This is a genomic window from Rhizobium mayense (assembly GCF_030272705.1).
GTDB lineage: Bacteria > Pseudomonadota > Alphaproteobacteria > Rhizobiales > Rhizobiaceae > Rhizobium > Rhizobium mayense.
This window is the reverse complement of sequence record NZ_JARFYM010000001.1, coordinates 157,973-183,595: the sequence shown is the minus strand read 5'-3', so window position 1 is coordinate 183,595 and position 25,623 is coordinate 157,973. Positions and strand designations below refer to the sequence as shown.

General features: G+C 59.1%; 26 protein-coding genes, 1 tRNA gene and 1 pseudogene. 12 read left to right on the top strand and 16 right to left on the bottom strand.

The window, feature by feature from the left end:
- Positions 1-177: 177 nt before the first annotated feature.
- The 6 genes and pseudogenes from PY649_RS00900 to PY649_RS00875 all read left to right on the top strand — a co-directional run.
- On the top strand, positions 178-420 hold the full coding sequence (locus tag PY649_RS00900; RefSeq protein WP_285866195.1) for a hypothetical protein: 243 nt from the start codon (positions 178-180) through the stop codon (positions 418-420).
- Positions 421-500: 80 nt separating this feature from the next.
- On the top strand, positions 501-2,141 hold the full coding sequence (locus PY649_RS00895; RefSeq protein ID WP_432761306.1) for an arylsulfatase: 1,641 nt from the start codon (positions 501-503) through the stop codon (positions 2,139-2,141).
- A 235-nt stretch (positions 2,142-2,376) separates the two neighbouring features.
- Positions 2,377-3,441, top strand: a complete 1,065-nt coding sequence (locus PY649_RS00890) for an HAD family hydrolase (protein ID WP_285866194.1) — start codon at positions 2,377-2,379, stop codon at positions 3,439-3,441.
- Positions 3,442-3,521: 80 nt separating this feature from the next.
- Positions 3,522-4,370 carry a hypothetical protein gene (locus tag PY649_RS00885; protein ID WP_285866193.1) on the top strand — a complete coding sequence of 283 codons (849 nt, stop codon included), beginning with the start codon at positions 3,522-3,524 and terminating at the stop codon, positions 4,368-4,370.
- A gap of 125 nt (positions 4,371-4,495) precedes the next feature.
- Positions 4,496-5,269 (top strand): hypothetical protein, encoded by a 774-nt coding sequence (locus PY649_RS00880; RefSeq protein ID WP_285866192.1) that lies wholly within the window; start codon positions 4,496-4,498, stop codon positions 5,267-5,269.
- A 108-nt stretch (positions 5,270-5,377) separates the two neighbouring features.
- Positions 5,378-5,518 (top strand): annotated as a pseudogene (locus PY649_RS00875) (tyrosine-type recombinase/integrase); the annotation flags it as partial.
- A 57-nt stretch (positions 5,519-5,575) separates the two neighbouring features.
- Here PY649_RS00875 and PY649_RS00870 read toward each other — a convergent pair.
- Positions 5,576-5,651: transfer RNA gene (locus PY649_RS00870), tRNA-Ile, on the bottom strand.
- Between the two features lie 164 nt (positions 5,652-5,815).
- Between PY649_RS00870 and PY649_RS00865 the strand changes: the two genes are divergently transcribed.
- Positions 5,816-6,553: an SIMPL domain-containing protein gene (locus PY649_RS00865; protein ID WP_285866191.1), complete on the top strand. Its 738-nt coding sequence runs from the start codon at positions 5,816-5,818 to the stop codon at positions 6,551-6,553.
- A 126-nt stretch (positions 6,554-6,679) separates the two neighbouring features.
- Here the strand turns inward: PY649_RS00865 and PY649_RS00860 are convergent, their stop codons facing one another.
- The 4 genes from PY649_RS00860 to PY649_RS00845 form a co-directional block, all read right to left on the bottom strand.
- Complete coding sequence (locus PY649_RS00860) at positions 6,680-7,018, bottom strand: hypothetical protein (RefSeq protein ID WP_285866190.1); 339 nt, start codon at positions 7,016-7,018, stop codon at positions 6,680-6,682.
- Between the two features lie 281 nt (positions 7,019-7,299).
- Positions 7,300-7,581, bottom strand: coding sequence for a hypothetical protein (locus tag PY649_RS00855; RefSeq protein WP_285866189.1), 282 nt, complete (start codon positions 7,579-7,581; stop codon positions 7,300-7,302).
- Positions 7,582-7,762: 181 nt separating this feature from the next.
- A complete protein-coding gene (locus PY649_RS00850; RefSeq protein ID WP_285866188.1) occupies positions 7,763-8,191 on the bottom strand; it encodes a secondary thiamine-phosphate synthase enzyme YjbQ in 429 nt (142 codons plus the stop codon).
- Between the two features lie 88 nt (positions 8,192-8,279).
- Positions 8,280-8,633, bottom strand: coding sequence for a DUF1428 domain-containing protein (locus PY649_RS00845; RefSeq protein ID WP_285866187.1), 354 nt, complete (start codon positions 8,631-8,633; stop codon positions 8,280-8,282).
- A 168-nt stretch (positions 8,634-8,801) separates the two neighbouring features.
- Between PY649_RS00845 and PY649_RS00840 the strand changes: the two genes are divergently transcribed.
- Complete coding sequence (locus PY649_RS00840) at positions 8,802-9,194, top strand: GNAT family N-acetyltransferase (RefSeq protein ID WP_285866186.1); 393 nt, start codon at positions 8,802-8,804, stop codon at positions 9,192-9,194.
- 13 nt (positions 9,195-9,207) lie between these two features.
- Here the strand turns inward: PY649_RS00840 and PY649_RS00835 are convergent, their stop codons facing one another.
- The 6 genes from PY649_RS00835 to panE form a co-directional block, all read right to left on the bottom strand.
- Complete coding sequence (locus tag PY649_RS00835) at positions 9,208-10,134, bottom strand: LysR substrate-binding domain-containing protein (RefSeq protein ID WP_285866185.1); 927 nt, start codon at positions 10,132-10,134, stop codon at positions 9,208-9,210.
- A gap of 345 nt (positions 10,135-10,479) precedes the next feature.
- A complete protein-coding gene (locus tag PY649_RS00830; RefSeq protein WP_285866184.1) occupies positions 10,480-11,709 on the bottom strand; it encodes an MFS transporter in 1,230 nt (409 codons plus the stop codon).
- 150 nt (positions 11,710-11,859) lie between these two features.
- Positions 11,860-12,552, bottom strand: a complete 693-nt coding sequence (locus tag PY649_RS00825) for a B3/B4 domain-containing protein (protein WP_285866183.1) — start codon at positions 12,550-12,552, stop codon at positions 11,860-11,862.
- 86 nt (positions 12,553-12,638) lie between these two features.
- Positions 12,639-13,448, bottom strand: coding sequence for an AraC family transcriptional regulator (locus PY649_RS00820; RefSeq protein WP_285866182.1), 810 nt, complete (start codon positions 13,446-13,448; stop codon positions 12,639-12,641).
- Positions 13,445-14,101, bottom strand: coding sequence for a glutathione S-transferase family protein (locus tag PY649_RS00815; RefSeq protein WP_285866181.1), 657 nt, complete (start codon positions 14,099-14,101; stop codon positions 13,445-13,447). The genes PY649_RS00820 and PY649_RS00815 overlap by 4 nt, the downstream gene beginning before the upstream one ends.
- 75 nt (positions 14,102-14,176) lie before the next feature.
- A complete protein-coding gene (panE, locus tag PY649_RS00810) occupies positions 14,177-15,106 on the bottom strand; it encodes a 2-dehydropantoate 2-reductase (RefSeq protein ID WP_285866180.1) in 930 nt (309 codons plus the stop codon).
- A gap of 256 nt (positions 15,107-15,362) precedes the next feature.
- On the opposite strand from panE, the gene PY649_RS00805 reads away from it, so the two are divergent.
- The 3 genes from PY649_RS00805 (at position 15,363) to PY649_RS00795 (ending at position 18,192) form a co-directional block, all read left to right on the top strand.
- Positions 15,363-15,935 (top strand): TetR/AcrR family transcriptional regulator, encoded by a 573-nt coding sequence (locus tag PY649_RS00805; RefSeq protein ID WP_285866179.1) that lies wholly within the window; start codon positions 15,363-15,365, stop codon positions 15,933-15,935.
- Positions 15,936-16,079: 144 nt separating this feature from the next.
- On the top strand, positions 16,080-17,051 hold the full coding sequence (locus PY649_RS00800) for a zinc-dependent alcohol dehydrogenase family protein (protein ID WP_285866178.1): 972 nt from the start codon (positions 16,080-16,082) through the stop codon (positions 17,049-17,051).
- A 259-nt stretch (positions 17,052-17,310) separates the two neighbouring features.
- Positions 17,311-18,192 (top strand): type 1 glutamine amidotransferase domain-containing protein, encoded by an 882-nt coding sequence (locus PY649_RS00795; RefSeq protein WP_285866177.1) that lies wholly within the window; start codon positions 17,311-17,313, stop codon positions 18,190-18,192.
- An 85-nt stretch (positions 18,193-18,277) separates the two neighbouring features.
- On the opposite strand, the gene PY649_RS00790 is transcribed toward PY649_RS00795, so the two are convergent.
- The 4 genes from PY649_RS00790 to rpoD all read right to left on the bottom strand — a co-directional run bounded on the left by PY649_RS00790 (position 18,278) and on the right by rpoD (position 24,116).
- A complete protein-coding gene (locus PY649_RS00790) occupies positions 18,278-18,571 on the bottom strand; it encodes a GYD domain-containing protein (RefSeq protein WP_285866176.1) in 294 nt (97 codons plus the stop codon).
- Positions 18,572-18,816: 245 nt separating this feature from the next.
- Positions 18,817-19,797, bottom strand: coding sequence for a DMT family transporter (locus PY649_RS00785; RefSeq protein WP_285866175.1), 981 nt, complete (start codon positions 19,795-19,797; stop codon positions 18,817-18,819).
- 132 nt (positions 19,798-19,929) lie between these two features.
- Positions 19,930-21,609: a DUF930 domain-containing protein gene (locus tag PY649_RS00780; protein WP_285866174.1), complete on the bottom strand. Its 1,680-nt coding sequence runs from the start codon at positions 21,607-21,609 to the stop codon at positions 19,930-19,932.
- Positions 21,610-22,052: 443 nt separating this feature from the next.
- On the bottom strand, positions 22,053-24,116 hold the full coding sequence (rpoD, locus tag PY649_RS00775; RefSeq protein ID WP_285866173.1) for an RNA polymerase sigma factor RpoD: 2,064 nt from the start codon (positions 24,114-24,116) through the stop codon (positions 22,053-22,055).
- A 163-nt stretch (positions 24,117-24,279) separates the two neighbouring features.
- Between rpoD and PY649_RS00770 the strand changes: the two genes are divergently transcribed.
- Positions 24,280-24,543 carry a hypothetical protein gene (locus PY649_RS00770; protein WP_285866172.1) on the top strand — a complete coding sequence of 88 codons (264 nt, stop codon included), beginning with the start codon at positions 24,280-24,282 and terminating at the stop codon, positions 24,541-24,543.
- A 22-nt stretch (positions 24,544-24,565) separates the two neighbouring features.
- Here PY649_RS00770 and tdh read toward each other — a convergent pair whose 3' ends face one another.
- Positions 24,566-25,603, bottom strand: a complete 1,038-nt coding sequence (tdh, locus tag PY649_RS00765; RefSeq protein WP_285866171.1) for an L-threonine 3-dehydrogenase — start codon at positions 25,601-25,603, stop codon at positions 24,566-24,568.
- Between the last annotated feature and the right edge of the window lie 20 nt (positions 25,604-25,623).

Below are 25,623 nucleotides of genomic sequence, written 5' to 3'. Positions count from 1 at the left end.
GTTGAGGTTAATCATCGTGACCGCTTCATGACAGAACATGCCGTGCCTGGATGGACCAAGACCCGTCACTTCGGCGTTTCAGCAAGGTACGAACATGTTCGTACCTTGTCCCGGCCCCCTCATCGCGCTTAGCTGGGTTGCCCGTGAATCCCTGTCGCGATCACGGAGGCAAGCGCCATGTCAATAGTGGGTCGCCTTATCAGTCGATTTCCGCACCGGGAGCTGCCGATACGCAGGCTCCTTGCTCAAAGCGAGGAATTTCGGGCGGTCTGCGCGGACTACGAGGAAGCATTGGCGGCGATGCAGCATTGGCAGGCTACGAACTGCGATGCGAAGGCGAAGGAATACGGGGCTTTCGCGTCGGAGCTGGAGGCGGAAATCGTTCGGATGCTCGACCTTTCCACTGAACCCAAGCCATAGCCGCGAGCGGGAATGCGCCGCTGCCGGACGTTTCGTGAGCCCGCCCGCGCGATGAACTATCAACGAGGAGGGAAGCCGCAATGAATATCAGACAGAATCTTCTGATGGCCGCATTGCTTTGTGGCAGCGCGCCCCTGCTTGCCGGCCATGCGCCCGTGCAGGCTCAAGAACAGCCGAAGCCCAATATCCTCGTCATTATGGGCGATGATATCGGCATGTGGAACATTGGAGCCTATAGTCGCGGCCTGATGGCGGGGCGTACCCCCAACCTGGATCAGATGGCCAAGGAAGGCATGCTCTTCACGGACTATTATGCGGAGGCCAGTTGCACGGCGGGTCGCGCCAACTTCATCACGGGCGAGCTGCCGATCCGAACCGGCATGACCACAGTTGGGCAGGCTGGCGCGTCGGTAGGCCTTCCCGCCGAAGCCGTGACCATCGCAACCGTCTTGAAGTCAATGGGCTACAGCACCGGCCAGTTTGGCAAGAACCATCTGGGTGACAAGAACGAGTTCCTGCCGACCGTTCACGGCTTCGATGAGTTCTTCGGTTACCTTTATCATCTCGACGCGATGGAGGACCCGGCCCATCCCAATTATCCGCAGGATCTGTTGAACGTGGTTGGGCCGCGCAACATGGTCCATAGCTGGGCGACCGACAAGGATGACCCGACCGAGATGCCGCGCTGGGGCAAAATCGGCAAGCAAAGGATCGAGGATGCCGGCCCGCTCTATCCCAAGCGCATGGAAACGGTCGACGACGAGATCCGCGACTTCGCCACGGGCTTCATTGAAAAGGCGAAGAAGGACAACAAGCCTTTCTTTGTCTGGCTGAACCCCACGCGCATGCACATAGTCACCCACCTCTCTCCCAAATATGAGGCGATGCGAAACGCCGAGAACGGCTGGTCGGAAGAGGAAGCCGGCATGGCCCAGCTCGATGACGACGTCGGGCTCGTGATGAAAAAGATCAAGGATTTGGGCGAGGACGACAACACTATCGTCCTGTTCACGACCGACAACGGGACGGAAGTGTTTACCTGGCCCGACGGAGGGCAGACGCCGTTCGCCCAGTCAAAGGGCACTGTGCTTGAGGGCGGCTTTCGCGTACCTGCGATCCTGCGCTGGCCGGGTCATGTGCCGGCTGATACCGTACAGAACGGCATTTTCTCCGGCCTGGACTGGTTACCGACCTTTGTTGCCGCAGCCGGCAATCCGAACATCACCAACGAACTGCTGCAAGGCAAGACCATAGGTGACCGGACCTATAAGAACCATCTTGATGGCTACGACCAGACGGCGGCTATCACCGGCAAGGCCCCGTCCGCACGCCACGAGATTTTCTATCTCGGCGAAAGCACGGTCGGCGCAGTTCGCATCGACGATTACAAATTCCGCTTCATCGATCAGCCTCAAGGCTGGGTTGGCGAAAAGACCCATCCCGACGTGCCATACATCACCAACCTGCGCCTCGATCCATTCGAGCGGACCGGCTGGCCCAACAACGGAACGAAAGAGGGCGGCCAGCAATACTTCGACTGGTTCAAGTATCAATTCTGGCGCTTCGTATTTGTCCAGCAGCTGGTCGGAAAGGAACTCCAGACCTTCATCGATTTTCCGCCGATGCAGCGAGGCGCCAGCTTCAATCTAGACGCCGTCAAGGCCGAGATGCAGCAGCGCATGGCGCAGGCTGAGGCGGCGGCAAAAGGTCCGAGCAACTGATAGCCAATCCTCAATGCGGGCGGTCTGCCAAGACCGTCCGCGCTGGGGTCTGGCGTTGAGGACCTTTCGGGTAGCCGAGCGAAGGCCGCCCTGCACTGTTTCTGGTTGGAGCGGTGTTTATGTGAGGCAAGGTGTCCGTTCCTTACCAGAGCCATCAGCGACCATCTTGCGGTCGCGTAAGCGAGGACGCCCCACTGGGGTCGGCATGCCGTTTCGGTGAAGATGGAGAATTGCAATGCGCTACGTCGATTGCCAACCGGCAAGACGCCACGTTCTGTTCGCAGCGATGGCCCTAAGTCTCGGATTGCTTGCCACATTGTCACCGCTGCGAGCGCAGGACGGCTCGACCGATCCGCTGCCGTCCTGGAATGACTCGACGAACAAGCAGGCAATCGTCGACTTCGTGAAGGCGACGACCGACCAGAACAAGTCCACCTTCGTGCCGGCGGAGCAAAGGATTGCCACCTTCGACCAGGACGGCACGCTATGGGTAGAGCATCCGATCTACAGCCAGGTCACATACCGCCTGGATCGGGTTCCGGCGCTCGTGGCCGCAAAGCCCGAACTCAAGAAGGTGGAGCCCTTCAAGACGGTGCTGACGGGAGACCGCGAGGCGATTGCCAAGCTGCCGATGAAGGAGCTGGAAAAGTTGCCTGCGACGACGCTCACCGGCATGACCATCGACCAGTTCACGGCCGAGGTGAAAAAATGGCTGGCGGACGCCAAGGATCCGCGCTGGAAGCATCCCTACACCGATCTCACATACCAGCCGATGCAGGAGGTACTGAAATACCTGCGTGCCAATGGCTACAAGACCTATATCGTCACGGGCGGCGGTCAGGATTTCGTGCGCGTCCATACGGAAGGAACCTATGGAATTCCGCCCGAGCAGGTGGTGGGAACTGTCGGCGGAACGACCTACGGTCACGACAAGAACGGCAAGACGACCCTGACCAAGCAGCCGAAGCTGCTTCTCAACGACAACAATGCCGGCAAGCCCGAGGGCATTCACCTGATGATCGGGCGGCGGCCGCTGATTGCCTTCGGCAACTCGATCGGCGACGAGCAGGTGCTGGAATACACCAAGACCGGCGACGGGCCGCGGCTCGCCCTGCTGCTGCTCCATGACGATGCCGTGCGCGAATATGCCCATGGGCCGGCCCAAGGCCTGCCCGACTCGAAGATCGGCACGTTCACGCAGAAACTCTACGACGAGGCCAAAGCCGACGACTGGCTCGTCATCAGCATGAAGAACGATTGGAAACGCATCTTCGCGGATGACGTGGCCAGCGGACAATGAACCGGGAACGAGCGCGCGTCCGATCCGGCATCCCGGCCGAAATCGGTCTCCTTGCGGTTCCCACTGGGAGGACCACTCACATGAAGGCTTCAATTTGCTTGGCCGTTAGTTTATTGGCCGCATTCGCATTCCTCGGCGGCACGGCAATCGTCGTCGGGCAGGAACAACCGCAGAAGACGATCGGCATGGTCAAGCCATCAGGACCTGTACCATCACTCTTCGTTCTCAACTCCGCGGGGGCTAGCTTGCAGGATGACAAGCTGACCATGACCGGTGTGTCGGCCAATTCGATCGTATTCGCCGATCGTCCCGTGCGGGCGGCGGGCCATGTGACGACCGAACAGTTCATCATGCAGTGGGACAAGGATAAGGACAATTTCATCAACGATCCGCCGAATGCCACCATATCGGTCCTCGGCGGCGATGGCTCGAAGGTCGCGGATGCAGTGGTGGTGCTGAAGACACCTAAGCTCGATGGCGGTAATCTGACCTTCGACGTCTCGGTCCTTGAAGGGAGCCTCGCCGGATCCAGCGGACCCGCGGCCCTCTTCATCGATCGCGGCGGCGGCTTTGGCGGAGGCGGTTTCGGCGGCCACGATTTTGGCGGTGGCGGCTTTGGTGGTGGTTTTGGCGGCCGCGATTTTGGCGGTGGCGGTTTCGATCGCGACCGCGGAGACTTCGCCGGCAGTTATGGGCGCGTAGGCGACACCGCCGTGTACCACAATGACCGCACGGGAAATACATATGCCTGGCACGGCAACAATTACTGGCACGCCCCTGTCTATCATGGTGCGTGGTATACCGGCGCCCCGATGGCGGCAGGCGTAGCTGCCGGGGTCGCCGTAGGCGCCGCGGTCGCACGCCCCTACTATCCGTACTACTACAACGACGGTTACCGGTGCGGCTACTATCCATATCCGCCATGCTAGTCATGCGGCAAAGACTGCGTCCCTGACTACCAGAGAGGGCGCACAGGGATATAGGCTTCAACGGCGGCGCGACCGAGATCGCACGATCCCGGCATTTTCGCCCGCTCAAAGAACGGAGACCAGCAATGCTTGCCAGACATCTCTCCTGTCTTGTTGTGGTAGCCAGCGCATTCTGTTGCGCCGCTGGCGCGTTCGCCCAGGAGGCGGATGTAAAGCCGCATGTTCCCCTGCAGAAAACGATCGGCGTGGTTACGCCGACCGGGCCGGTCCCGTCGCTCGCCGTCATCAATTCGGCAGGTGCCACGCTGACCAGCGACAAGCTGACGTTGACGGGCGTCTCGGCGAACTCGATCGTATTCGCCGATCGCCCGGTGCGGGCGGCGGGTCATGTGGCAACCGAGCAGTTCATCATGCAGTGGGATGAGGGAAAGGACAATTTCGCCAAGAATCCGCCGAATGCCACCGTGTCAGTGCTCGGAGGCGACGGTTCCAAAGTGGCCGACGCCGTGATCACCCTGAGATCGCCGAAGTTGGACGGCAACTCTCTCACATTCGATGTTTCTGTTCTCGAGGGAAGCCTTGATGGCGTGAGCGGCCCTGCCGCCCTCTTCATCGATAATTTTGGCGGCGAATATGGAGGCGGCGGTATCGGACGCTCGGACTACACCGGCGTTGCGAGCGGAGGCTTCGGCGCTGGACCGACCACTGCGGAAGGTCACGACAACCGGACGACTGCCTCGCGTAGCGCGCACTACTGGCACGCTCCCGTCTACCATGGCGCCTGGTATCGCAGCGCCTTGCCCGGCGTAACCGGTGCAGCGATATCCGGGCAAGAACCGTATTATGCCGACCGATACGACAATACCTGTGTCGATACGCCGTTTGCAGTCTGCTACTGAGTGTTCGATGGTGCGGATGATTTGCCGGCATTTGCAGGCGAAACCTGGGTGATGACCTCGGGATGGTGCCAGGCCCCCATTAGCCCGCCAAGTGGATTGACTCGCCGTCTGGAGACGTTGGGCCATGACGATATCCAGCACGCCGAGCTCTATAGCCGTGAGGCGGAACAGCGGCGACTCGCGAAAGACGCGATGACGCAACTCACCCGGAAAATGACTATCAAGAAAGTGCCGAAAGCACGTGGCTAACCGTAGTGGCTAACCACCATGGCTAACCACATTATAAGTCATTGATTTTAATAGAAATGGTGGGCCCGGAGGGACTCGAACCCCCAACCAAGCGGTTATGAGCCGCCGGCTCTAACCATTGAGCTACAGGCCCAGCACGACTAAAAATGATCGCGCATGCGGCGCCGGGACAATGGTTCCCCGGGAGCCGATCTGGCTCTAGCCCAATTCGTCTTTTCCCACAAGGGACTGCCGCAATACCTTCACAATCAATCCGCAAAAGCGAAGCCTGAGGAAACACCAACCAAGGAATGAGCCATGCCCCTGATGAAAACCAGAGATTTTGTTTTTACTGCTCTTCTCGGCGCGACTCTCCTCGTGCCCGCCACCCATAGTTTCGCCCAGGATGCAAAACCGCGCGAGGCTATCATCACCGTCACCGGCGAGGGACATTCCGCAATCGCGCCGGATATGGCCGTTGTCACGCTCTCGGTCGTCAAGCAGGCAAAAGCCGCCCAAGACGCGCTCGACCAGAATAACAAGGCGATGGGCGCCGTGCTGGCGACGCTGAAGGACAGCGGCATAGCCGAGCACGACCTGCAGACATCGGGCTTCTCGATCCAGCCGCAATATCTCTATCAAAACGACAAGAATGGCCAGCCGCTGCCGCCAACGCTGACCGGATACCAGGTGACCAACGGCCTGACAGTGCGCGTGCGGGATCTCTCCAAGCTCGGCGCCCTCCTCGACCAGGCGGTCAACCTCGGCGTTAACCAGGGCGGCGACATCCAGTTCACCAACGACAAGCCGGATGCGGCACTCGAAGAAGCCCGAAAGAACGCAGTGGCCGATGCCGCAGCCAAGGCAAAAACCTTGACCGAGGCGGCCGGCGTCAAGCTCGGCCGTGTCATTGCGATCAACGCGGGCGCCATCGTCACGCCGCCGCAGCCGGTTATGCGCTCGATGGCAATGGCGGCCGACAAGGCGGTGCCCGTGGCAAGCGGCGAAAACACCTATAACGCCTCGGTCAGCATTACCTACGCGATCCAGCAATAGCCATAAATAAAACCGCCCTTCGCTCAAGTCCGGAAAGACCGAGCAAAGGGCGGTTTCGCGGCCCCCACCGGCAAAGCGAAAGCATCAAACGGTAGCCGCCGGGCGCAATGCGCCCCGCAGGCGGTATCAGCGGCCGATCAGTGGGCAGCCGCGAACATTGGCGAACATCATCGTATCCGGACCACGGCGGCCAAAACCATCGACAATGACGCGACGCGGCGTTACGTCGACCACGCGAGCACGGTGCAGGCCGTAGCTGCGGGCAACATCCATGGCTTCCCGCGGATCGCAGCCGCGGCGGTCGTAACGCGGCGGCGGGGCATAGTAATCCGGCGGTGGCGGCCGATGGTAACCTGGGCCGATATAGACATCGACGCCCTGGGCGGAAGCATATTCCGCCGTGCCCGACAACGCGGTGACGGCGATCGCGGCGGCGATCCCCAACTTAGCCAGCAATTCTTTCATTTGTCCTCCATGGAACGAGAAGCATCTCTCCCAGTCATGCCGCATCTGCTGAACGAGTGCCTTGGGAGTAACGGCGCGTTTCTGAACAAGTTCAGAATCAGCCGTTAACACGCAGTTCAGCTACAATGAAAGCAAAAACGAGGCCAGAGGCGGAATCACTCAGCAACAAAAAATAAAAGCCGCCCTCTTTTGTGAGGACGACTTCACTAATCTTCAAAAATCGCCAAGGCGGCACGATCGAAACCTTAGATATTCATGCTACCTGCCGTTGTAGTTTGATGTCAACTGTGGATCAATGGGCAGCCGGGCACGTTCGCGAAAACGACGCGGTTCGAGCCATGACGTCCAACACCTTCTACGACGACACGGCGCGGCGTGATGTTCTCGATATGCGCGTGGCGCAGGCCCACGGCGCGGGCCTTCTGAACGGCAGTGATTGGCGAGCAGATGCGGCTGTGATGGCTCGCCGAAAGGTCATTGGCCGACGCCGTGGAAATAGAGGCTGCGGCGGCGCCGAGCGCGATGAGAGCTGCAATGCCCGCCTTGGTGAATATACCGGTCATGAGTGTTTCTCCTTCAAGTCCTGCTATGGATCGTTGCAATCCCGGCAATTGGCCGATCCTTCGGCCCGATGCCCTTGGGATTGGAGCCACACTAGGTCAGCCAAGCTGAACCCAACGCGAATTGGTGGTTCAGATTGCATTCACAACGATTAACAACCGGAAGACGGGAGTTTTCAGGGGATCAGGCGGAGAGGTGCAGAACGATTTCGCGCCGATGCGGCCGGTCGCGATGCTCGAAAAGATAGATGCCCTGCCATGTGCCGAGCGCCAGACGACCGCGCATCACAGGAATGCCGATCGACACCTGCGTCAGCGCTGCCTTGATATGCGCCGGCATATCGTCCGGCCCCTCCGCGGTATGCACGATCCAGCGCATCGACGGGTCGGAAGACGGTGGCACAAGCCGGCGGAGGAAGGCGTTGAGATCTGTCTGCACATCAGGATCGGCATTCTCCTGAATGAGCAGGGAACAGGAGGTATGGCGAACAAAAACAGTCAGCAGTCCCTCACCTGCTCCCGAGGCGGCCGCACGGACGAAATCCGCCGCCTGCCCCGTGAATTCGTAGAGCCCTTGACCATGGGTGGACAGGGTAATGACGGTCTGCGGCATGACATTTTCCGATAATGATCAAAGCGATCTGCGTGGGGTTGGCTGCGGCGGCCGGAAAGACAAGCCCAAGGGCCGCCGCCAGGATCAATTAGAGCTGCAGGAAGATATCGAAGCCCCCGTAGATCATACGCTTGCCATCGAAAGGCATGTTCGCCATCTCGTCCTTCAATCGCGAATCGGCCATGACCTTCTCCATCACGGCATCTCGCTGCTGGCGAGATTCATAGGTGATCCAGGAAAAGATCACTACTTCGTCTTCCTTGGCCTGCACGGAGCGCGGAAAGGATGTCAGTTCGCCGTAAGGCACATCATCCCCGATCGACTCGACATAGCTCAGAGCACCATATTCCATCCAAATATCGCCGGCCTTCCGCGCCAGCGCCTTGTAAATCTCAATCTTGTCTTTCGGAACGGCAATAACAAAACCATCCACATAGGCCATAGCAGTCTCCTGTGTTCTGTAATCACACGCAAAGGACGACTGATCATAACGCGATCCGACATGGGATGCACTTTTCCATTCCATCACACCGCTAGCCTTGTGAGCCAGTTGCGTCCACTCTCCCTGTGGGTAAGCCTGGCGTTGCAGACAACAACAAAGGGGCGATTTATGACGATCGAATTCAGGATCGATCCCTATCCTGAAAACAAAGCGCTCAATGCCTTGTGGGCTACAGCTTGGCAGGAAGCCGCCGCGCGCGATTTCTCGGCGATTCTGTCGAGAAGCCTCGCCCATATCGGTGCCTTCGACGGGATGCGCCTGGTGGGTTTTGTCAATGTTGCCTGGGATGGTGGCATACATGCTTTTATCCTCGATACCTGCGTCGCCCCCGAATTCCGTCGACAGGGAATAGCGACCAGGCTTGTCGAAATGGCAACGAATGTCGCGCGCGACCGCGGCGCGGAATGGCTGCATGTCGATTTCGAACCGCATCTCACCGGCTTCTATCGGAGCCTGGTTTTTGCGGCGACGGAGGCCGGTTTGATCAGGCTGTGCGATTGACCGCAATCGCCTCTCAAGCAACTGCATTGACCCGAGATATCAACCAGTAGCGAAACAACGCCGCCGATGGGTTTTGCAATGCATTTGGAGGGTAAAGCAGATTATAGCTGACGGCCGCCGGCTGAACCTCCACGAAGCAGCGCACCAACTGCCCCTCCGCGAGGTCCTTCGCGACAAGGGAGCTGCGAACCAGTGCAAAGCCGAGGTCGTCTCGGCATGCTGCAAGCATATCCGCGAAGGTCTCGAACAGAGGTCCGTTCTCCGCCGCCCGGCCAATATCGAAATCTGCTATCCCGCCGTCGTTGACATGGCCGGTCACTTGTTCGTACCAGCGCTGCCAATCCAGCACGGTATGTCGCATGCCGGTGTAACGCAGCAGGGGTGCTTCCCTTATGGCATTGCGCTTCGGGAGCCGCTCGGACAGTTTTGGCGAGCTGACGACAAACTCCTCATCCGTCAGCAGTTCTTCCAGCACCAAGCCGGCTTCCGCTCGCCCGAGCCAGATCGCGAGATCGACGCCGCCGGGCCCGAATTCGGGTCGTTGATAGCCGACGATCATCTTCAGCTCGATATCGGGGTAGCGCTGGCAGAAATCCCCGAGCCGCGAAGCCAGCCATTGGCTGGAAAATTCCGGCGTCACCGACAGCGTCAAGGTGCGTACCGAGATAGCAGCCCGCGCCTGATAGAGCGCTGTCTCCAATTGAGAGATCGTCTCCACAATCGCCGGATGGAGACGCGCACCGAGCGGCGTCAATCTTGCGCCTGAGCGGCCGCGATCGAAAAGCTTACCACCGATCCAGCCTTCAAGCTGTGAAAGCTGATGGCTGACCGCAGTCTGCGTCAGCCCCATCCGCTCGGCCGCACGGCCAAAACCGCCGGTTTCGACGATGGCGCAAAATGCCTGCAAGACGGCCAAAGGCGGCAGCGGTCTTTTTCCCATGAATATCCTTCATGTGTGATCGACGAAGGCTTCATTATACACGGCAGTTTTTGAGGCGCATTCCTTTAAGTCATGAGACTACGTGGCCCATGACAGATGAGAACAATTCATGCATTTATTCTGATGCTTCGCGTCGGAGAGTGGACCAGCCGGCTACTCCGCGAACTCGCTTATGTCCGGAAGCCACGTGCCGAAAAGAAGGCCGGACGTAAAAACATCCTCTCGGTCAACGGCCATCTCAGGCGAGATGCCGGGCTGGACAATATCCAGGGTGATCGATGAGACCATGAACCACCGGCCTTGGAACGATTCCAAGCGTTCGGCGCTCGCAACGATACGCTGATTTCAGCCCTTGAGTGTTTTGACCTTGGTCAGATCCGGAAAAATCAGCATCCAGAGAAGCACCACCGCGATCGTGCCGACGCCGCCGACGATGCCGGTGAGAACCGGGCCAACTGCGCTGGCAAGCATCCCCGATTCGAATTCGCCGAGCTGGTTGGAGGTGCCGATGAACAGCGAGTTCACGGCATTGACGCGGCCGCGCATGCTGTCGGGCGTCAGGAGCTGCACCAGCGAACTGCGCACGACGACACTGACCGTATCCGACGCGCCGACGATGAACAGCGCGGCAACGGAGAGAATAATGTTGCTCGAGAGCGCGAAAACGATGGTTGCGATCCCGAAAACGAAAACGGCAAGCAGCATCTTCTTGCCGACACCCGTCTCCAGCGGTCGGCGCGCCAGCCAGATCGACATGACCAATGCGCCGATCGCAGGAGCGGCGCGCAGCAGGCCGAGACCCCAGGGACCAGCATGCAGGATGTCACGTGCAAACATCGGCAACAGCGCCGTGGCGCCGCCAAGAAGCACAGCGAAGAGATCGAGCGAGATCGTGCCCATCATCACCGGCCGGCTCTTGATGAAGGAAACACCGGCAAAGACAGAACTCAGTGTCACCGGTTCTCGTGTCGATGGCTGCCGCCGCTCGACGCGGATCGAAATGACGTTGAAGCTGGCGACGATATAGAGCACGGCGGACACCGCGAAAGGCGCGATCGGACTGACGCCATAAAGCAGGCCGCCGAGCGATGGGCCGATGATAAAGGCGGTCTGCATCATCGACGTGGAGGTGGCGATTGCCATCTGCAACATCGACGACGGCACGATGTTCGGCAACAGAGCGGCCATGGTCGGGCGTTCGAAGGCCGTGGCGGCGCCCATGACGGCGACGGCGGCAAGAATGGCGGCCGGACCGATCCAGTGTTGCCAGACGGCGACGGCAAGGACCAGCGCCGTCAAGGCTTCGATTAGTTGGCAGACCAGACCGATGCGCCGCCGTTCGAACCGGTCGGCAACCTGACCGACGATGAAGGTCAGGATCACCATCGGCAGGAATTGGCAGAAGCCGACCAGGCCGAGAAAGAAGGCACTATGTGTCTGATCGTAAATCATCCAGCCCATGGCAACGGTGATCGACTGGAAACCGATGGAGGAAAAGACGCGAGAGGCAGCGAAGGAACGATATCCGGGATGGGCGAGCACGCTTACCCGGTCTTGACTTTGCAGGGTGTCCATATGTCTTTCTTCTGGTCCGGACGTCGCCGCGCGGAACAAACTTTATGAGCAATATGAAATATTTATCTATGCCCCCTGCTCTGCCCGAATGCCGCGATTGTCAACTGCATTTTTGCCCGGATCGGTAATTTGCCGTCGCAGCGCGAAGACCTAGAGATCAAATCGTGGTGAAGAGCGACTGAGCACCTTAGTCTTTGCATCGACCGACCATGCGCCAGCCAGGTTAGCGGCGAGGGTGGCGATCAATCTCGGCACATCAAGGCCTGCCGTTTGATGCATGGCCTCGGCAACGATCAGCACGGATCGCGTATCCTCCCGAACGGCAGAAAGTCCGCTCTGCCTGTTGGTCCAGCGCCGTGCATGCGCCCTATCCTCGCTATCGGCAAAGATGACCTCGCGGGGCTCCGGAAGCTCCGTCTCGCCGGCAAAGGTCAGATAGGTCTCTTTCCCGGTCGCATGTCTGACTTCGAGATCGCCGGAAATCTTCGCAAGATCGAAGACAGCGACAGGAATGGCGAAGGCGATCGAAACGGCGTTGCAGAGGTCGACCAGCGGATGCAGTTGCGGCAGCGATTTTTCCTGGCGGAATCGTCTGAGCAAGGCCTCGGAAGCACAGCGACATTGCGTCGGCTTCAGTCCCATTTTGGAGAAGGTGCGCCGCCAGGCCTGGATCTCGGGCAACTCACCTTCCGAACTGCTTGCCAGCCGTTCCTCGGCTATCGCATGGAACTTCCCGACACGATCAGCGACCACAACGTCTGCGGTGACCCCTTCTACGAAGAGTGCGCCGGGAACCAGATCGGGGAATTCGTTCCACATCTCGTTCGAATGGCGGAAATACATGGTTCTTCCTTCTGCGCGGTTTTTGACTTGGAGCAGCAGAAAAAACCGATCCGGGCATCCGGTCTTGAACGAAATTGCATATGCCGTCAGCGCATCGTGTCGGCATATGCGCGTGGCGACACACCAAAATTGCGCACGAAAATCCGTGTCATATGGCTTTGATCGGCAAAGCCGCTGGCAAAGGCCGCTTCCGCCAAGGGCATGCCCCCGGCAATCAGCCGCCGCGCGCCATGGATGCGGCGCTGAAGCAGATAGGCGTGCGGCGTCAGCCCGGTCGCCTTGGCAAAACCGCGCAGGAGCTGAAAACGGCTGAGCCCGCTCACTTCGGCGAGATCGGCGAGCGTGAGCGCCGCCGCCGGATCATCATCGATGAGATCGCGGGCGCGCATGATCGCGGCGGGAGCCGCGATACAGTCATCCACTTGCCGTTGCTCACGCATCACGTCCGCGACAACAGATAACAGCAGTCCATCGCGCCGCAGCGCGGTTTCCGGGCCATTCTGGATGATCACCGTCGAAAATAGCGTCCTGAAACGTGCTGCCGCCTGCCCACCGCGAATGACGGGGGAAGGAAATTCCGAGCCACGGGCGTCACCTCGGCCGATATCATCTAAAAGATCTGTAATCAGCTGCGGATCGAAATAGAGCATTGACCAAGCTCGGCTTTCGCCAACCGGCATGCCATCATGCACCTCGTTCGGATTAAGCGTGATGACGTCGCCGGCCTCGGCCTGCACCACGCCACGCCCGCTCAGTGATATCTGCGCGCCACGCTCGACGACGCCGATGCCGAACTGATCATGTGTATGCCTGGGAAAACTATGCCCCGTCTCCGCTGTCACCGCTTCGATGCCGGCGACGGAAGAGCGGAACATCCTGAACTGGCCGGGCTTCATGCGTGCCGCTCTTCTAGTTTGCTGAAATCCGTCATCTCAACGCTTGGCCGCGCAGCAATACGCGACCACCATGACGCCAATTTCGGATGATGCCCAATCATCTCACGTCCTTCGGGCGCCATCAGAAAATAGTCGAACATCGGCGCCACGTACAAATCGGCGAGCGTGAGATCCGGGCCGCAGAACCACTGTTCATCGCCTATGAGATCGGAAAGGGCGGCCAGGCTGATGGCGGCTTTGGAAAGGCTCGCCGCAATCCGCTCTTCGTCGGCGGCGATGCCCTTCGCCGGCTTCGATACCCGTTCCACACAAACGCCCCACACCAAGTGAGGATAGAGGTATGCATCGGCAATGCTGACGATTTGGTTCATCCGTGCCCGCTGCCGAGGGGGCACGGGCTGCAGGCGCGGCCCATCGAATGCCTCGTCGACATAGCGTGTAATCGCAGCCGTCTCATACAGCCGAAAATCGCCATGCTCGAACGCCGGAATCCGGCCGAATGGATGCCGCTCCAGATAGGATGCCGAAGGCCCGCCCTCGGCGAAAATGTCGATCGGCACCCTCCGATGATCGACGCCTTTCTCAAGCAGTGTCAGCCGCGCAATTCGCACATAGACGCTATAATCTGCGCCAAACAGGCAGGGCTTTTCCATGTCTCAACGCCGCTCCGTTCATCAACCGGCATTTTTTTCGAACTCGGTCGCTCGGTCAAGGCGAGTTCTATCGCCTCAACCTTCCCGCGCTCGCCGCACCTCGTAGGCCTTGAGATGCGCATAAACCGTCTCCAGCATGAAATAGGACGGACGCTTTGCCGGATCGGCGCGATTCAAGAGATCGCCGATGATCTGGTCGCTTTCGATGCGGCCGCCGGCCTGGATGTCGCGCAACATCGAAGCGGTGATCGCAGAGCCGGCGCGCGTCAGATTTTCACGGATCCGTTCTTCCGCGGCCTTGGAAAGCGCGAAGCCGTGTCCGGCTGCGATCTCGGCGCATTCACCGATCAGCTTCAATACCAGATTACCGGCGCCAGCGGCAACGAAGTCGCCGATGGAGGAGCGCATCAGGCAAGTCATCCCGGCCGTCGCCGCGATGAAAATCCACTTCTCCCACATGTCGCTGAGGATTGTCTCGCTCGCTTGCGCCGTAAAGCCGGCATCGGCGAAGACCGCGGCAATGGTTTCGATCCTCGCCGGCATGCCGCCGCGGCGATCGCCATAGGTCAGGCGGTGGAGATCGTTCATATGCAGGATCTCGCCATCTTGTCCGATCGTCGTCGAGATGAAGCAAGTGCCGCCGAGCACAGCTTCGGCGCCAAACCTCGCCTCCAGCCGGTCGAGATGCGCCATGCCGTTCAAGAGCGGCAGGATCGCCGTTTCAGGTCCAACAGCCGGCGCGAAGGAGGCTATGGCGTCTTCGAGATCATAGGCCTTGCAACTCAGCAAAATGAGATCGAGGGCCCCGCCGAGGTCGTCAGCGGTAACGAGTTTCGGCGCGGCGATATAGGCGTCACCCAGCGGGCTGCGGATGACGAGACCTTTTTCGCGTAAAATCTCCGCCCGCTTTTGTCGCACGAGAAAGGTAATGTCACGTCCAGCCGCTGCCAGCCTGCCCCCAAAATACCCGCCAATACCACCGGCGCCGACCACGAGAATACGCATACTGAAATTCCTTTGCCTGTAAGATAAGGAGTTTCAGGGTCGCCAAAATCGAAGGAAGGTCAAGCAACGAGATGACATGGCTGGGAAGCGATAGGCGCAAGATGCGCCTGCCCGACCCTTGTGATCCCGAACGTTAAGGCCTCCGCCATGCTAGTTGCGGTAAACTAACGATATCGGAAATTCGCCGAATCGGTAGGCTTGCATTAAAGTGACCGGTCATATAAATTTGGCGCTAGTTTTATCAGGATAGGTCGTCATGCCCAGACCCAGCGTGCGCGGAAAATTGGTGGATGCCGGATATGAAACCCTTTTTTCTCAAGGATTTCAGGGCTCCTCCATTCAGGACATCACCGAAGCCGCTGGCGTGCCAAAAGGTTCTTTCTTCAATCATTTCAAGACGAAGGAAGCATTGGTGCTTGAGGTGTTGGCGCGTTACGAAGAGGTCGGCCGCGGCGATCTGCTATTCGATGAAACCAGACCGCCGTTGCAGCGATTGCGGCAACATTTCGAGTTTTTGGCTGAAAGACTCGAGGGATGGGATTTCAATCGGGGCTGCATGATCGGCAATTTCGCAACGGAAATGGCAGACGCCTATCCGGCGATACGCGAAGCCCTGTTCGGCGCATTGACACGCTGGACCGATGCGGTCGCTGCCGTCTTACGCAACGCCCAGGCGGCCGGCGAAATCGATCCGCGCCAAGATGCCGATCTACTGGCGCGATTTCTCGTAAATAGCTGGGAGGGCGCGGTTATTCGCTTGCGTGTCATTCGAAGCCGACAGCCGCTGGACGAGTTTTTCACCATCTGCTTTGGAATGTTGCTGAAATAGGGCCGCTTCCGTGAGCGACCTTGTCAAAGGGTAGAAACTTTTCATTTGACAATTTAAAGTGACCGGTCATATTTGAATGCATCGTCACGATGGGAACCGGCTAAACATGGCAGGCAACCCGAACGTTGAGTTGAGGAATTTAAGATGCTTGCCATTCATTTGAACGCCTATGGCGATCCCGCCGAGAACCTTGAACTCGTCAATCTTCCCGAGCCGCCGACGCCGAGGCCCGGAGAGGTTCTTGTCGGTGTCGAATATTCGCCGATCAATCCGGCCGATCTTCTGCTCGCCATGGGCTACTATGCACTGCGTCCTGCCCTTCCGAGCGTCATCGGCAACGAAGGCGTCGGCGTCGTGCTCGCCGTCGGCGATGGCGTTGCAAACGTCAAAACCGGCGACCGCGTCGTCCCGCCGCTGTCGAGCTTCCTCTGGAGGGAGCGCGTAACCATTCCCGCCAAAAACCTGGCAGCCCTGCCGACCCAGGCCGATCCGAAACAATTGGCAATGCTTGCGGTCAATCCGGTGACTGCCGCTCTGCTGCTCAGCGAATTCAAGACGCTGAAGCCCGGCGATTGGATCGTCCAAAGTGCTGCCAATTCCGGCGTTGGCCGATCGGTCATCGCTTATGCGCAGCAGCGCGGCCTGAGGACCATCAATATCGTTCGCCGCGAGGAACTGGTGGCGGAATTGAAAGCCAAGGGCGGTGAAGTCGTTCTGGTCGACGGGCCTGACATCGTCGAGCGTGCCAAGGCATCAATCGACAATGCCGACATCGGTTTCGCTCTTGATTGTCTGAGCGGACCGGCCACAGCCATGCTCGGCGGTATCCTCTCGCAGGGCGGCATGCTCGTCAGCTATGGCGCCATGAGCGGTACGCCAATCTCGCTCAATCCCGGTGACTTGATCTACAAGGCGCTGACGATCCGGAGTTTCTTCCTGGGTCACGAGCAATATACCGCCAAGCTTCCGGCCTTGATCCAGGAATCGGCATACCTTGTCGCCTCCGGAAAACTGCATGTGCCGGTCGCAGCAACCTATCCGCTGACAGCCATCAAGGACGCCGTCGCCCACGCAAAACGTGGAGGCAAGATCCTGCTGGACATTTCCGGCGACTAAACGCCCAGAGCATCCCGCTTTCAGGTGGGCCACCTGAAAGCGGATAAGATGCTCCAGATTCAAAAAGACTAGAGCGACCTTTGTGCGTTCATGAACGCACGGCGCTCTAGGCAACATCTCTGAACTTTGGATCTCGCTGCCCACGCCGCGCCGAAGAGGCGCGCGACGAATACTGCATGCCTTTGATTTCGCGCAGAGTTTCATGTCTGAGGATCACAGGCTCCCGGGAACCTGCGCCAACACGGGAAAGGACCCGCTTATGCCCAATACCCTGAAAACCCTCACTTTTTCCACTGCCCTGCTTCTGTCCGCAGTCACTCTGCCGACGATCGGCTTCGCGCAGCAACACGGTAAGGTGCTGGTCATTCTGTCCAGCGCCCATCAGCTCGAACTCCGTGACGGCAAGAGCTACCACACCGGCTATTATCTCGATGAATTGGAAATTCCCCTCCGCAAGATCGTCAATGCCGGTTATACGCCGGTCTTCGCCAATCCCAAGGGTGACAATCCCAGCTTTGACCCGGTTTCCAACGACAAGATGTTCTACGGCGGTAGCGAGGCAGCCCGTGCAGACGCAGCAAAGTACGTCGAGGGGATCAAGGAATTGCATCATCCGAAGACGCTGGCGGCAATCTTGGCTGAAGGCACAAGCGACTATGTCGGCATCTTCATTCCCGGCGGCCATGCGCCAATGCAGGATCTGTCGCAGGATGAAACGCTCGGCAAGATCCTCGCGACTTTCCACACAACCGGCCGCCCCACAGGCATTATCTGCCATGGTCCGACGGCGTTGCTGTCGACGCTCGCCGATCCCGTCGCCTTCCGCAGAGCGATGGTTGCTGGTGATTTCAGCGCGGCTGCCAAACTTGCTGCCGGCTGGCCCTATGCAGGCTATCGGCTGACGGTATTCTCGTCCGGTGAAGAACATGCAATCGAAGGTCAGGGCAATCAGCTGGGCGGTTCGGTCCAGTTCTATGCCGCCGACGCATTGGCCCAAGCGGGCGCCCATGTCGATCGTATCGGCGCCTGGCAGGTCAATGTCGTAGAGGACCGCGAAGTGGTGAGCGGCCAGCAGCCCTTCTCTTCGGATGCGTTCGGCGATGCGTTCGTCGCAAAACTCAACGCCGCTAAATCGCTATAACATCCTCCGAGCGGCATTACCTCACTCCCCGGTCAGCCCCCGCTGGCCGGGTTTCCGCGTTCAGAATGGCAAAATCATCCCCACACTAACCCAATGAAGCCATGATTTCGCGATAGGCGGCCTCGGGGAACGCTTTCAGTGTACGCGTACGCACATTGCCGGCCATCCCAAGCTCCAAAGCGAAACGGGCGATCACCGCATCGTCGGGCGCCTCGCAGACAGAGACCATGTCATACTCACCCATGGTCAGGAAAAAATGCTTGAACGAACCGCCCATGTCTCCCAGCAGCTTCTTGGCTGCGTCCAGCCGCCGCGGCGACTCCTTTACGCTACGCACACCCTGGTCGGTCCAATTGAGCAGAACGATATAAGTGGTCATCTCACACCTCCTCGGCTGCGTCTCGCGCCATTGAACGCGCACGCAGTTGCGGTTTGATCCACACGTAGGCCCCTTTGAAAATCCACCCTGATTTTCGGGGTTACGCGCCGCCGCCTCGGTGTTTTGATGTCCCCTCCCGCAGATGCGATCCCCCAGGAAAAATCATAGGCTTATCAGCTCGCAGCGACAATAAACCTAATCCCCATTCATTCGGGTGACGAGGTGATGGGATCGCCGGCGATGCATCACCTGTCTGGTGTCTCGGCCTGCGCTTCCTGCGCTGTGGCGAACGATGCCCGAGTATCTGCTGCAACCGCTGCCGGCAGCGGAGTGCCCCGTTTGCGCTCGCGCGCGAGCGTCAGCAGGCCGGAAAAGATGATGAGGAGGATACCGAGCGCCATCGGCAGGTCGATATCGTCGTTGAACAGCAGATAACCGAAGCCGATCGCCCAAATCATCTGGCTATATTGCGGCGGCGCGACGAGATTGGCCGGTGCCAGATGCGCGGCAGTCATCAGCAGAACGGTACCGACAGCGCCGAGAAGACCGTAGCTTGCCAGGAATGTCCATTGCCACGCTGTCGGCCACATCATTTCGGGCAGCATAAGCAACCCGCTGACGATCAGCGAGCCGAACAGCGCCGCGCCATAAAGCGAGACTCGCTTCTCCTTCGACCCGAGCGCGCGATTGGTGACGATCGAGACTGCCCCACTTAAGCCGCCGATCGCCGCGCAGAGATGACCGATCGAAAGCTCACGAAATCCTGGCCGCAGCACGATAAGCACACCGACGAAGCCGAGGATCACCGCCGTCCAACGCTGCCAGCGCACATCCTCCTTGAGAAAGACGACTGACAGGATGGTGACGAAGGACGGCAGCAGGAACAACAGCGCGAAGGCTTCCGCCATCGGTAGCTTGGTAAAAGCCACGATCGAAACTATGGCGCTGGTAGCGCCTGAGGCAAAACGCAGCATCCACAACGGCCGGTTCGTCGTCTTGACGATATCCAGCCACCCATCTCCGCGCGCCTTCAAAAACGGGATCGCCGCAAATCCGAACAGCGAGCCGATGAAGGCCACCTCGTAGGAGGGCAGCGTCCCATTCAATATCTTGATTGACGCGTCACTGAAGGCGAAGACGGCATAGGATGCAAATGCCACGAGGACGCCACGAAGCGTGGAATGGCCGGCGGCCATCGAATTGGAATCAGCTGTGATCGATGTCATTGAAACTGTGCAATGCGAAGGGAGGGAATGAATCAGACGTTATCAGCCCCAATTGTATGATGAAATGGGCCGAATTTCGATCAGGCGAAGGAATAAACTATTGTTTCAAGCTGATGAGGCAGGTGTTGTCCTTCAATTGCCAGCAGCGCCGATCCTATCCAACTGGTTTGCGGAAACGTGACCTCTAACCGCATAGGAGAAGGCAACCACCTTCAAGGCCGCATCGTCAACGTTACATTTGAATGCCACCCTTAGCCAACCTTTCGGTGTCAGCACACCAGCTCCGTCGCCGACGAGATCAATATCCGACAGCATGGCCGGCGTAACCAGTGAGTTGAAAAAACCTTTCGCTTTTAGGTCATACCCGAATTGCAGCTTTTCCTCGCTATTGCAGAGCTGTTGCACTCTCGTACGTCGTGGCAACTTTTTCCAAGCATCCATTTCGTCCTTCGACAAACGCGCCATCTCCGTACCGGAGTAGAAACGTTTGGCCTGGATGAATTTGCCCTGCGGGCCGCCGGCCTTTTGCTCAGTCTGCGGCGGATCGGTCTTTGATGCCTCCTGTGTGCCATCTGCTGACGCCTGTTGTTGCGGCCGAGATTGAGGCTCTGGAACGAAGGCGGTTCCGGCCGTTGGGTCACTGGTGCTGCCGGATGTTGATTGATCCTGTGATTGCTGCTGTGGCGCCACGCCGCCAGTTGTCGGAACGGCGACATCCGGCGCGACCTTGGGATCAGCCGCAGCCTCCTGTTGTGCGTTCGGATCCACCTGCCCTTCCGCAGTTTTCGCCTGCCCCATTGCGAGGTCGGATGCGGTTCCGGGCTTCTGATCTGCCTGCGTGCCTGCTGCATCCGTCGAAGGCTTATCCGGTTCGGCAACCTGGGTGTCGGACGGCTGGTCCGTCGCCAGCTCTTGAGGTGTCAGAGCCGATGCGGGATCGCGGGCGTTCGGATCGGTTGCGGACGCCGCAGCAGCCGCCTCGGCTGCTTTTGCTTCCGCATTGGCCTGCGCCGCCTTCGCTGCCTCGGCTTGTTGCTGCGATTGCGTATCGGCATCGGTTGCGGGCGGCGTTGCGTCTTTTTGCTGCTGCGCTGCGGCTTCTGCGGCAGCCTGTTCGGCAGGCGTCGGCTGAGCCGGATCGTCGGTCGGCGGCTTTGTGCTGGCCTGATTCGCCTGCGTGTCTGGCTTTGGCTGATTCGCCGTTGCCTGCTCAGTCTGCCTATCAGGATTGGTAGTGGACGGCGTCTGATTCTGCTGTTGTGCGTCTGGAGGCATTGGCGTCTGATCTTGCGGCTTCGCTTGATCATCCGCCGGTGTCGGTGACGGTGCGTCGCCCGGCTGCGGCTTCGCATCCGCTTGCTCCGTGGGCGGAACTGACTGGTCAGCCTTTACATCAGCAGGCTTGTCAGCCTGCGCCGGCTCCTGCGATTTCGCGTTCTGATCCTGCGCATTGGGATCGGGAGCCTTCTCAGTCTTCGTCTTGCTCTCGTCGCTCAGCTTTTCGGCAGTCTGCTCGCCCTCTGTCTTGTCGGTGGACGCGACCTTCTGTTCCTTCTCAGGCTGCTTCTGGTCTGGCTTGGGTGTCGGAGTCGGTACGCGGCCGGATCGCTCGACCGGCTTTGTGGCATTCTTTGCCTGCTCCTGGGGCTGCGGCACCATTTCGACATTGATGCTCTGTTCCGGCTGCGGTACCGGCACGGCGACCACCGGCAAGAAGAAAAGCGCGGCGAAAAACACGATATGCAGCAGGATGGAAGGGATCAGTCCCCATCCACGCTTTTCCGGTTCCCGCTGTTCGGCGACGCGCTCCATCGGTCAGCGGTCGCCAGGCTGACGACACGGGGCAGACGGAGAGGCGGTCAATATTTTCATCCAAACCTTACCGAACAAGCGACATCCGATGATGCCTAGACTCCCGACATATGGTGTAAAAGATCAAGGCCGGAAAGAGGCAGTCGGGAAATTGTAAACTGTCCCTCCAAACCACAGCCTCGCGATGGCCGGAAAACAAACCTGCGTGATCCCGCCATCCCTACCAGTGCGTCCGCAGATATCCAAGAACGGAGGCGCGAGTTCTTGTCGAAATGCGCTCGGTGCTCCAGCAGGCCAACGCAATATCCCGACAGCGAAAGAGCGGTCAAGCGCTTCACGTTTGAGCGACAACCTGCAGACTGACGGTGCGAGGATATCCGGATAAAACAAAACCCGGCTCGCTTCCACGAACCGGGTTCTGATTTCGTAGCAATGCAAATCACTCAGCTATCGAGGAACGAACGCAGCTTGCGGCTGCGGCTCGGATGCTTGAGCTTACGCAGCGCCTTGGCCTCGATCTGGCGGATACGTTCGCGCGTAACCGAGAACTGCTGGCCGACCTCTTCAAGCGTGTGGTCGGTGTTCATGCCGATGCCGAAGCGCATGCGCAGCACGCGCTCTTCGCGCGGCGTCAGCGAAGCCAGCACGCGGGTCGTCGTTTCACGCAGGTTGGCCTGGATGGCCGCATCGATCGGCAGCAGCGCGTTCTTGTCCTCGATGAAATCGCCGAGATGCGAATCTTCTTCGTCACCCACTGGGGTTTCGAGCGATATCGGCTCCTTGGCGATCTTCAGCACCTTGCGCACTTTTTCGAGCGGCATGGCGAGCTTTTCAGCCAGTTCTTCCGGCGTCGGCTCGCGGCCGATTTCGTGCAGCATCTGGCGCGAGGTACGAACGATCTTGTTGATCGTTTCGATCATGTGCACCGGAATACGGATCGTGCGGGCCTGGTCGGCGATCGAACGGGTGATCGCCTGACGGATCCACCAGGTAGCGTAGGTCGAGAACTTGTAGCCGCGGCGGTATTCGAACTTGTCGACCGCCTTCATCAGACCGATGTTGCCTTCCTGGATGAGATCGAGGAACTGCAGGCCGCGGTTCGTGTATTTCTTGGCGATGGAAATGACGAGGCGCAGGTTGGCTTCGACCATTTCCTTCTTGGCGATACGCGCTTCGCGTTCGCCCTTCTGCACCATATGCACGATGCGGCGGAATTCCGAGATCGAAATACCGGTTTCGGTCGCAAGGTTCTGGATTTCCTGGCGGATGTCGCGGATCGTGGTGTTTTCGCTCTTGGCGAATTCCTTCCAGCCGCGAGCGGCCAGATTGCCGATCGACTTCATCCAGTTCGGATCGAGTTCGGCGCCCTGATACTGCTCCAGGAAGCTATCGCGCTTGACACCATAAGACTCGGCAAGACGCAGCAGCCGGCCCTCGTTCTGCACGAGCCGCTTGTTGATGTCGTAGAGCTGCTCGACGAGAGCGTCGATGCGGTTCTGGTTCAGCGACAGCGACTTGACCGATTTGACCAGCTCGTCCTTCAGCTCCTTGTAGCGGCGCTCCTGGGCCGAAGACAGCGTGCCGGAAGCCGACAGGCGCTGCTCGACCTGCTGGTCCTGCAGCTTGCGCAGCTTCTTGTAGGTCTCGGCGATCGTGTCGAGCGTCAGCATGACCTGCGGGCGAAGCTCGGCTTCCATGGCGGCGAGCGAGAGGCTGGATTCGTCCTCGTCCTCTTCCTCCTCCTCGATCGGCAGGCCTTCGCCGCCGACATCGGTAATGTCGTCGTCGCCCGAAGGACGACCACGACGGGCCTTTTCCTTCTCTTCGGCCGCCTTGCGGTCCGCCTCGATCTTTTCCGGGCTCTGGAACTGCGGCGCAGCCTTGGCCTCGGGACCGGAATAGGTGGTCTCGAGGTCGATGATCTCGCGCAGCAGCGTGGTGCCTTCGTTGAGTTCGTCGCGCCAGATAATGAGCGCCTGGAACGTCAACGGGCTCTCACAGAGGCCGCCGATCATGGTTTCGCGGCCGGCCTCGATGCGCTTGGCGATCGCGATTTCGCCCTCGCGCGACAGCAGTTCGACGGACCCCATCTCGCGCAGATACATGCGCACAGGATCGTCGGTGCGATCGGTCGGCTCTTTCTTCTTGGTGGTTGCCAGCGCCGAGCCACCGGAAGGCGCGAGTTCGCCGCCTTCACCATCCTCGTCGCCGCTGGAATCGTCGTCGTCGCCGCCGCCGGCTGCCGCGCCCGCCTCTTCGACATCCTCGTCTTCAATGACGTTGATGCCCATATCGGAGAGCATAGCCATCGTATCTTCGATCTGTTCGGACGTCACTTCTTCGGACGGCAGAACGGCGTTGAGCTCGTCCATCGTCACGTAGCCGCGTTTCTTCGCGGCCTTGATCATCTTCTTGACCGCGTCGTCGGAAAGATCGAGAAGCGGGCCATCGGAGGCGCCGTCGCGTTCGACTTCAGCTTCTTCGTTCTCTTTGACCTTGGTTGCCATCTCTATATCGTCGCTTTCCCTGACGCTTAAAACTTACACGCGGTGAATGGCCGCGCTGGCCCGGCGCGCCTCGCGCCAGCCCCGAATCACCGACAAACACCTAACGGAATGACCTTTAACGCCCAATTAACCACGATCACCGGCACCGGACAGCAAAGCTGGATTGCGTTTGGATTTCCGGCCATGGTATTATGTGATCCGCCTGATCCAGTTCACCGTTTTTCCGAGGACAAACGGTGATTCCTACAATTTTTGCTCCCGTCAAGCTTTTCCAGCAAAAAAGCCCCTTAAAAACGTGAAAAAGCCTTATCCACAGGCTCGAGCACGCCACAAACAATTGCTTCCGGTATTTAGGAAGTCCCTGCGCGATGACAAGAGCGTGTTTTTGAAACCGCCTGAATTTCCGCAGTTTGGCTGGCGTTGGTGATGCGATTAGGCCGCAAATCGGCTCAAATCCAGTCCATCACCACCTTGCCGGAGTTGCCTGTGCGCATCGCTTCGAACCCTTCGCGGAAATCATCGACGCCGATGCGGTGGGTAATGACCGGCGAGACGTCGAGTCCACCCTGAACGAAGGCGATCATCTTGTACCAGGTCTCGAACATTTCGCGCCCGTAGATGCCCTTCAGGTTCAGCATCTTGAAAATCACCTTGTTCCAATCGATCTCGAAGCCCGCCGGTGCTATACCGAGAATGGCGATCTTCCCGCCATTGTTCATCTTGTCGATCATGTCGCGGAAAGCGGGGGCGGCGCCTGACATTTCCAGACCGACATCGAAGCCTTCGGTCATCCCGATAGACCTCATCACGTCGGCAAGATTTTCTTTCGAGGCGTCGACGACATACTCGATGCCGAGCTTGCGGGCGAGTGCCAGCCGATTGGGATTGATATCGGTGATGACCACCTTGCGCGCGCCGGAGCGCTTGGCGACCATGGCGCCCATGATGCCGATCGGTCCGGCGCCGGTGACCAGCACGTCCTCACCCACCAGATCGAAGGAAAGCGCGGTATGCACTGCGTTGCCGAAGGGATCGAAGATCGCCGCTACTTCATCCGGAATATCGTCGGGAATCTGCACGACATTGGATTCCGGAATGCAGACGAATTCGCCGAACGAACCGGGACGATTGACCCCGACGCCCAGCGTATTACGGCAGAGATGTCCCCTGCCGGCACGGCAGTTGCGGCACTTGCCGCAGACGATATGTCCCTCGCCGGAGACACGTTCGCCAACATGATATTTGGTGACCGCCGAACCGATCTCGGCAATCTCGCCACAGAATTCGTGCCCGACGACCATCGGCACCGGAATGGTTTTTTGCGCCCATTGGTCCCAATTCCAAATATGCACGTCCGTGCCGCAGATCGCCGACTTCTTGACTCGGATCAGCACATCGTTCGGCCCGACCTCGGGCACCGGCACATTCTCCATCCACAGCCCGACTTCAGGCTTCGATTTGACCAGCGCCTTCATCATGTTCGACATAAGCTGTCGTCTCCATCCAA

Bases quoted from the DNA above. Each gene is read 5' to 3' on its own strand.
- PY649_RS00900 (WP_285866195.1), top strand. From the start codon at position 178: ATGTCAATAGTGGGTCGCCTTATCAGTCGATTTCCGCACCGGGAGCTG.
- PY649_RS00895 (WP_432761306.1), top strand. From the start codon at position 501: ATGAATATCAGACAGAATCTTCTGATGGCCGCATTGCTTTGTGGCAGC.
- PY649_RS00890 (WP_285866194.1), top strand. From the start codon at position 2,377: ATGCGCTACGTCGATTGCCAACCGGCAAGACGCCACGTTCTGTTCGCA.
- PY649_RS00885 (WP_285866193.1), top strand. From the start codon at position 3,522: ATGAAGGCTTCAATTTGCTTGGCCGTTAGTTTATTGGCCGCATTCGCA.
- PY649_RS00880 (WP_285866192.1), top strand. From the start codon at position 4,496: ATGCTTGCCAGACATCTCTCCTGTCTTGTTGTGGTAGCCAGCGCATTC.
- PY649_RS00865 (WP_285866191.1), top strand. From the start codon at position 5,816: ATGCCCCTGATGAAAACCAGAGATTTTGTTTTTACTGCTCTTCTCGGC.
- PY649_RS00860 (WP_285866190.1), bottom strand. From the start codon at position 7,018: ATGAAAGAATTGCTGGCTAAGTTGGGGATCGCCGCCGCGATCGCCGTC.
- PY649_RS00855 (WP_285866189.1), bottom strand. From the start codon at position 7,581: ATGACCGGTATATTCACCAAGGCGGGCATTGCAGCTCTCATCGCGCTC.
- PY649_RS00850 (WP_285866188.1), bottom strand. From the start codon at position 8,191: ATGCCGCAGACCGTCATTACCCTGTCCACCCATGGTCAAGGGCTCTAC.
- PY649_RS00845 (WP_285866187.1), bottom strand. From the start codon at position 8,633: ATGGCCTATGTGGATGGTTTTGTTATTGCCGTTCCGAAAGACAAGATT.
- PY649_RS00840 (WP_285866186.1), top strand. From the start codon at position 8,802: ATGACGATCGAATTCAGGATCGATCCCTATCCTGAAAACAAAGCGCTC.
- PY649_RS00835 (WP_285866185.1), bottom strand. From the start codon at position 10,134: ATGGGAAAAAGACCGCTGCCGCCTTTGGCCGTCTTGCAGGCATTTTGC.
- PY649_RS00830 (WP_285866184.1), bottom strand. From the start codon at position 11,709: ATGGACACCCTGCAAAGTCAAGACCGGGTAAGCGTGCTCGCCCATCCC.
- PY649_RS00825 (WP_285866183.1), bottom strand. From the start codon at position 12,552: ATGTATTTCCGCCATTCGAACGAGATGTGGAACGAATTCCCCGATCTG.
- PY649_RS00820 (WP_285866182.1), bottom strand. From the start codon at position 13,448: ATGAAGCCCGGCCAGTTCAGGATGTTCCGCTCTTCCGTCGCCGGCATC.
- PY649_RS00815 (WP_285866181.1), bottom strand. From the start codon at position 14,101: ATGGAAAAGCCCTGCCTGTTTGGCGCAGATTATAGCGTCTATGTGCGA.
- panE (WP_285866180.1), bottom strand. From the start codon at position 15,106: ATGCGTATTCTCGTGGTCGGCGCCGGTGGTATTGGCGGGTATTTTGGG.
- PY649_RS00805 (WP_285866179.1), top strand. From the start codon at position 15,363: ATGCCCAGACCCAGCGTGCGCGGAAAATTGGTGGATGCCGGATATGAA.
- PY649_RS00800 (WP_285866178.1), top strand. From the start codon at position 16,080: ATGCTTGCCATTCATTTGAACGCCTATGGCGATCCCGCCGAGAACCTT.
- PY649_RS00795 (WP_285866177.1), top strand. From the start codon at position 17,311: ATGCCCAATACCCTGAAAACCCTCACTTTTTCCACTGCCCTGCTTCTG.
- PY649_RS00790 (WP_285866176.1), bottom strand. From the start codon at position 18,571: ATGACCACTTATATCGTTCTGCTCAATTGGACCGACCAGGGTGTGCGT.
- PY649_RS00785 (WP_285866175.1), bottom strand. From the start codon at position 19,797: ATGACATCGATCACAGCTGATTCCAATTCGATGGCCGCCGGCCATTCC.
- PY649_RS00780 (WP_285866174.1), bottom strand. From the start codon at position 21,609: ATGGAGCGCGTCGCCGAACAGCGGGAACCGGAAAAGCGTGGATGGGGA.
- rpoD (WP_285866173.1), bottom strand. From the start codon at position 24,116: ATGGCAACCAAGGTCAAAGAGAACGAAGAAGCTGAAGTCGAACGCGAC.
- tdh (WP_285866171.1), bottom strand. From the start codon at position 25,603: ATGTCGAACATGATGAAGGCGCTGGTCAAATCGAAGCCTGAAGTCGGG.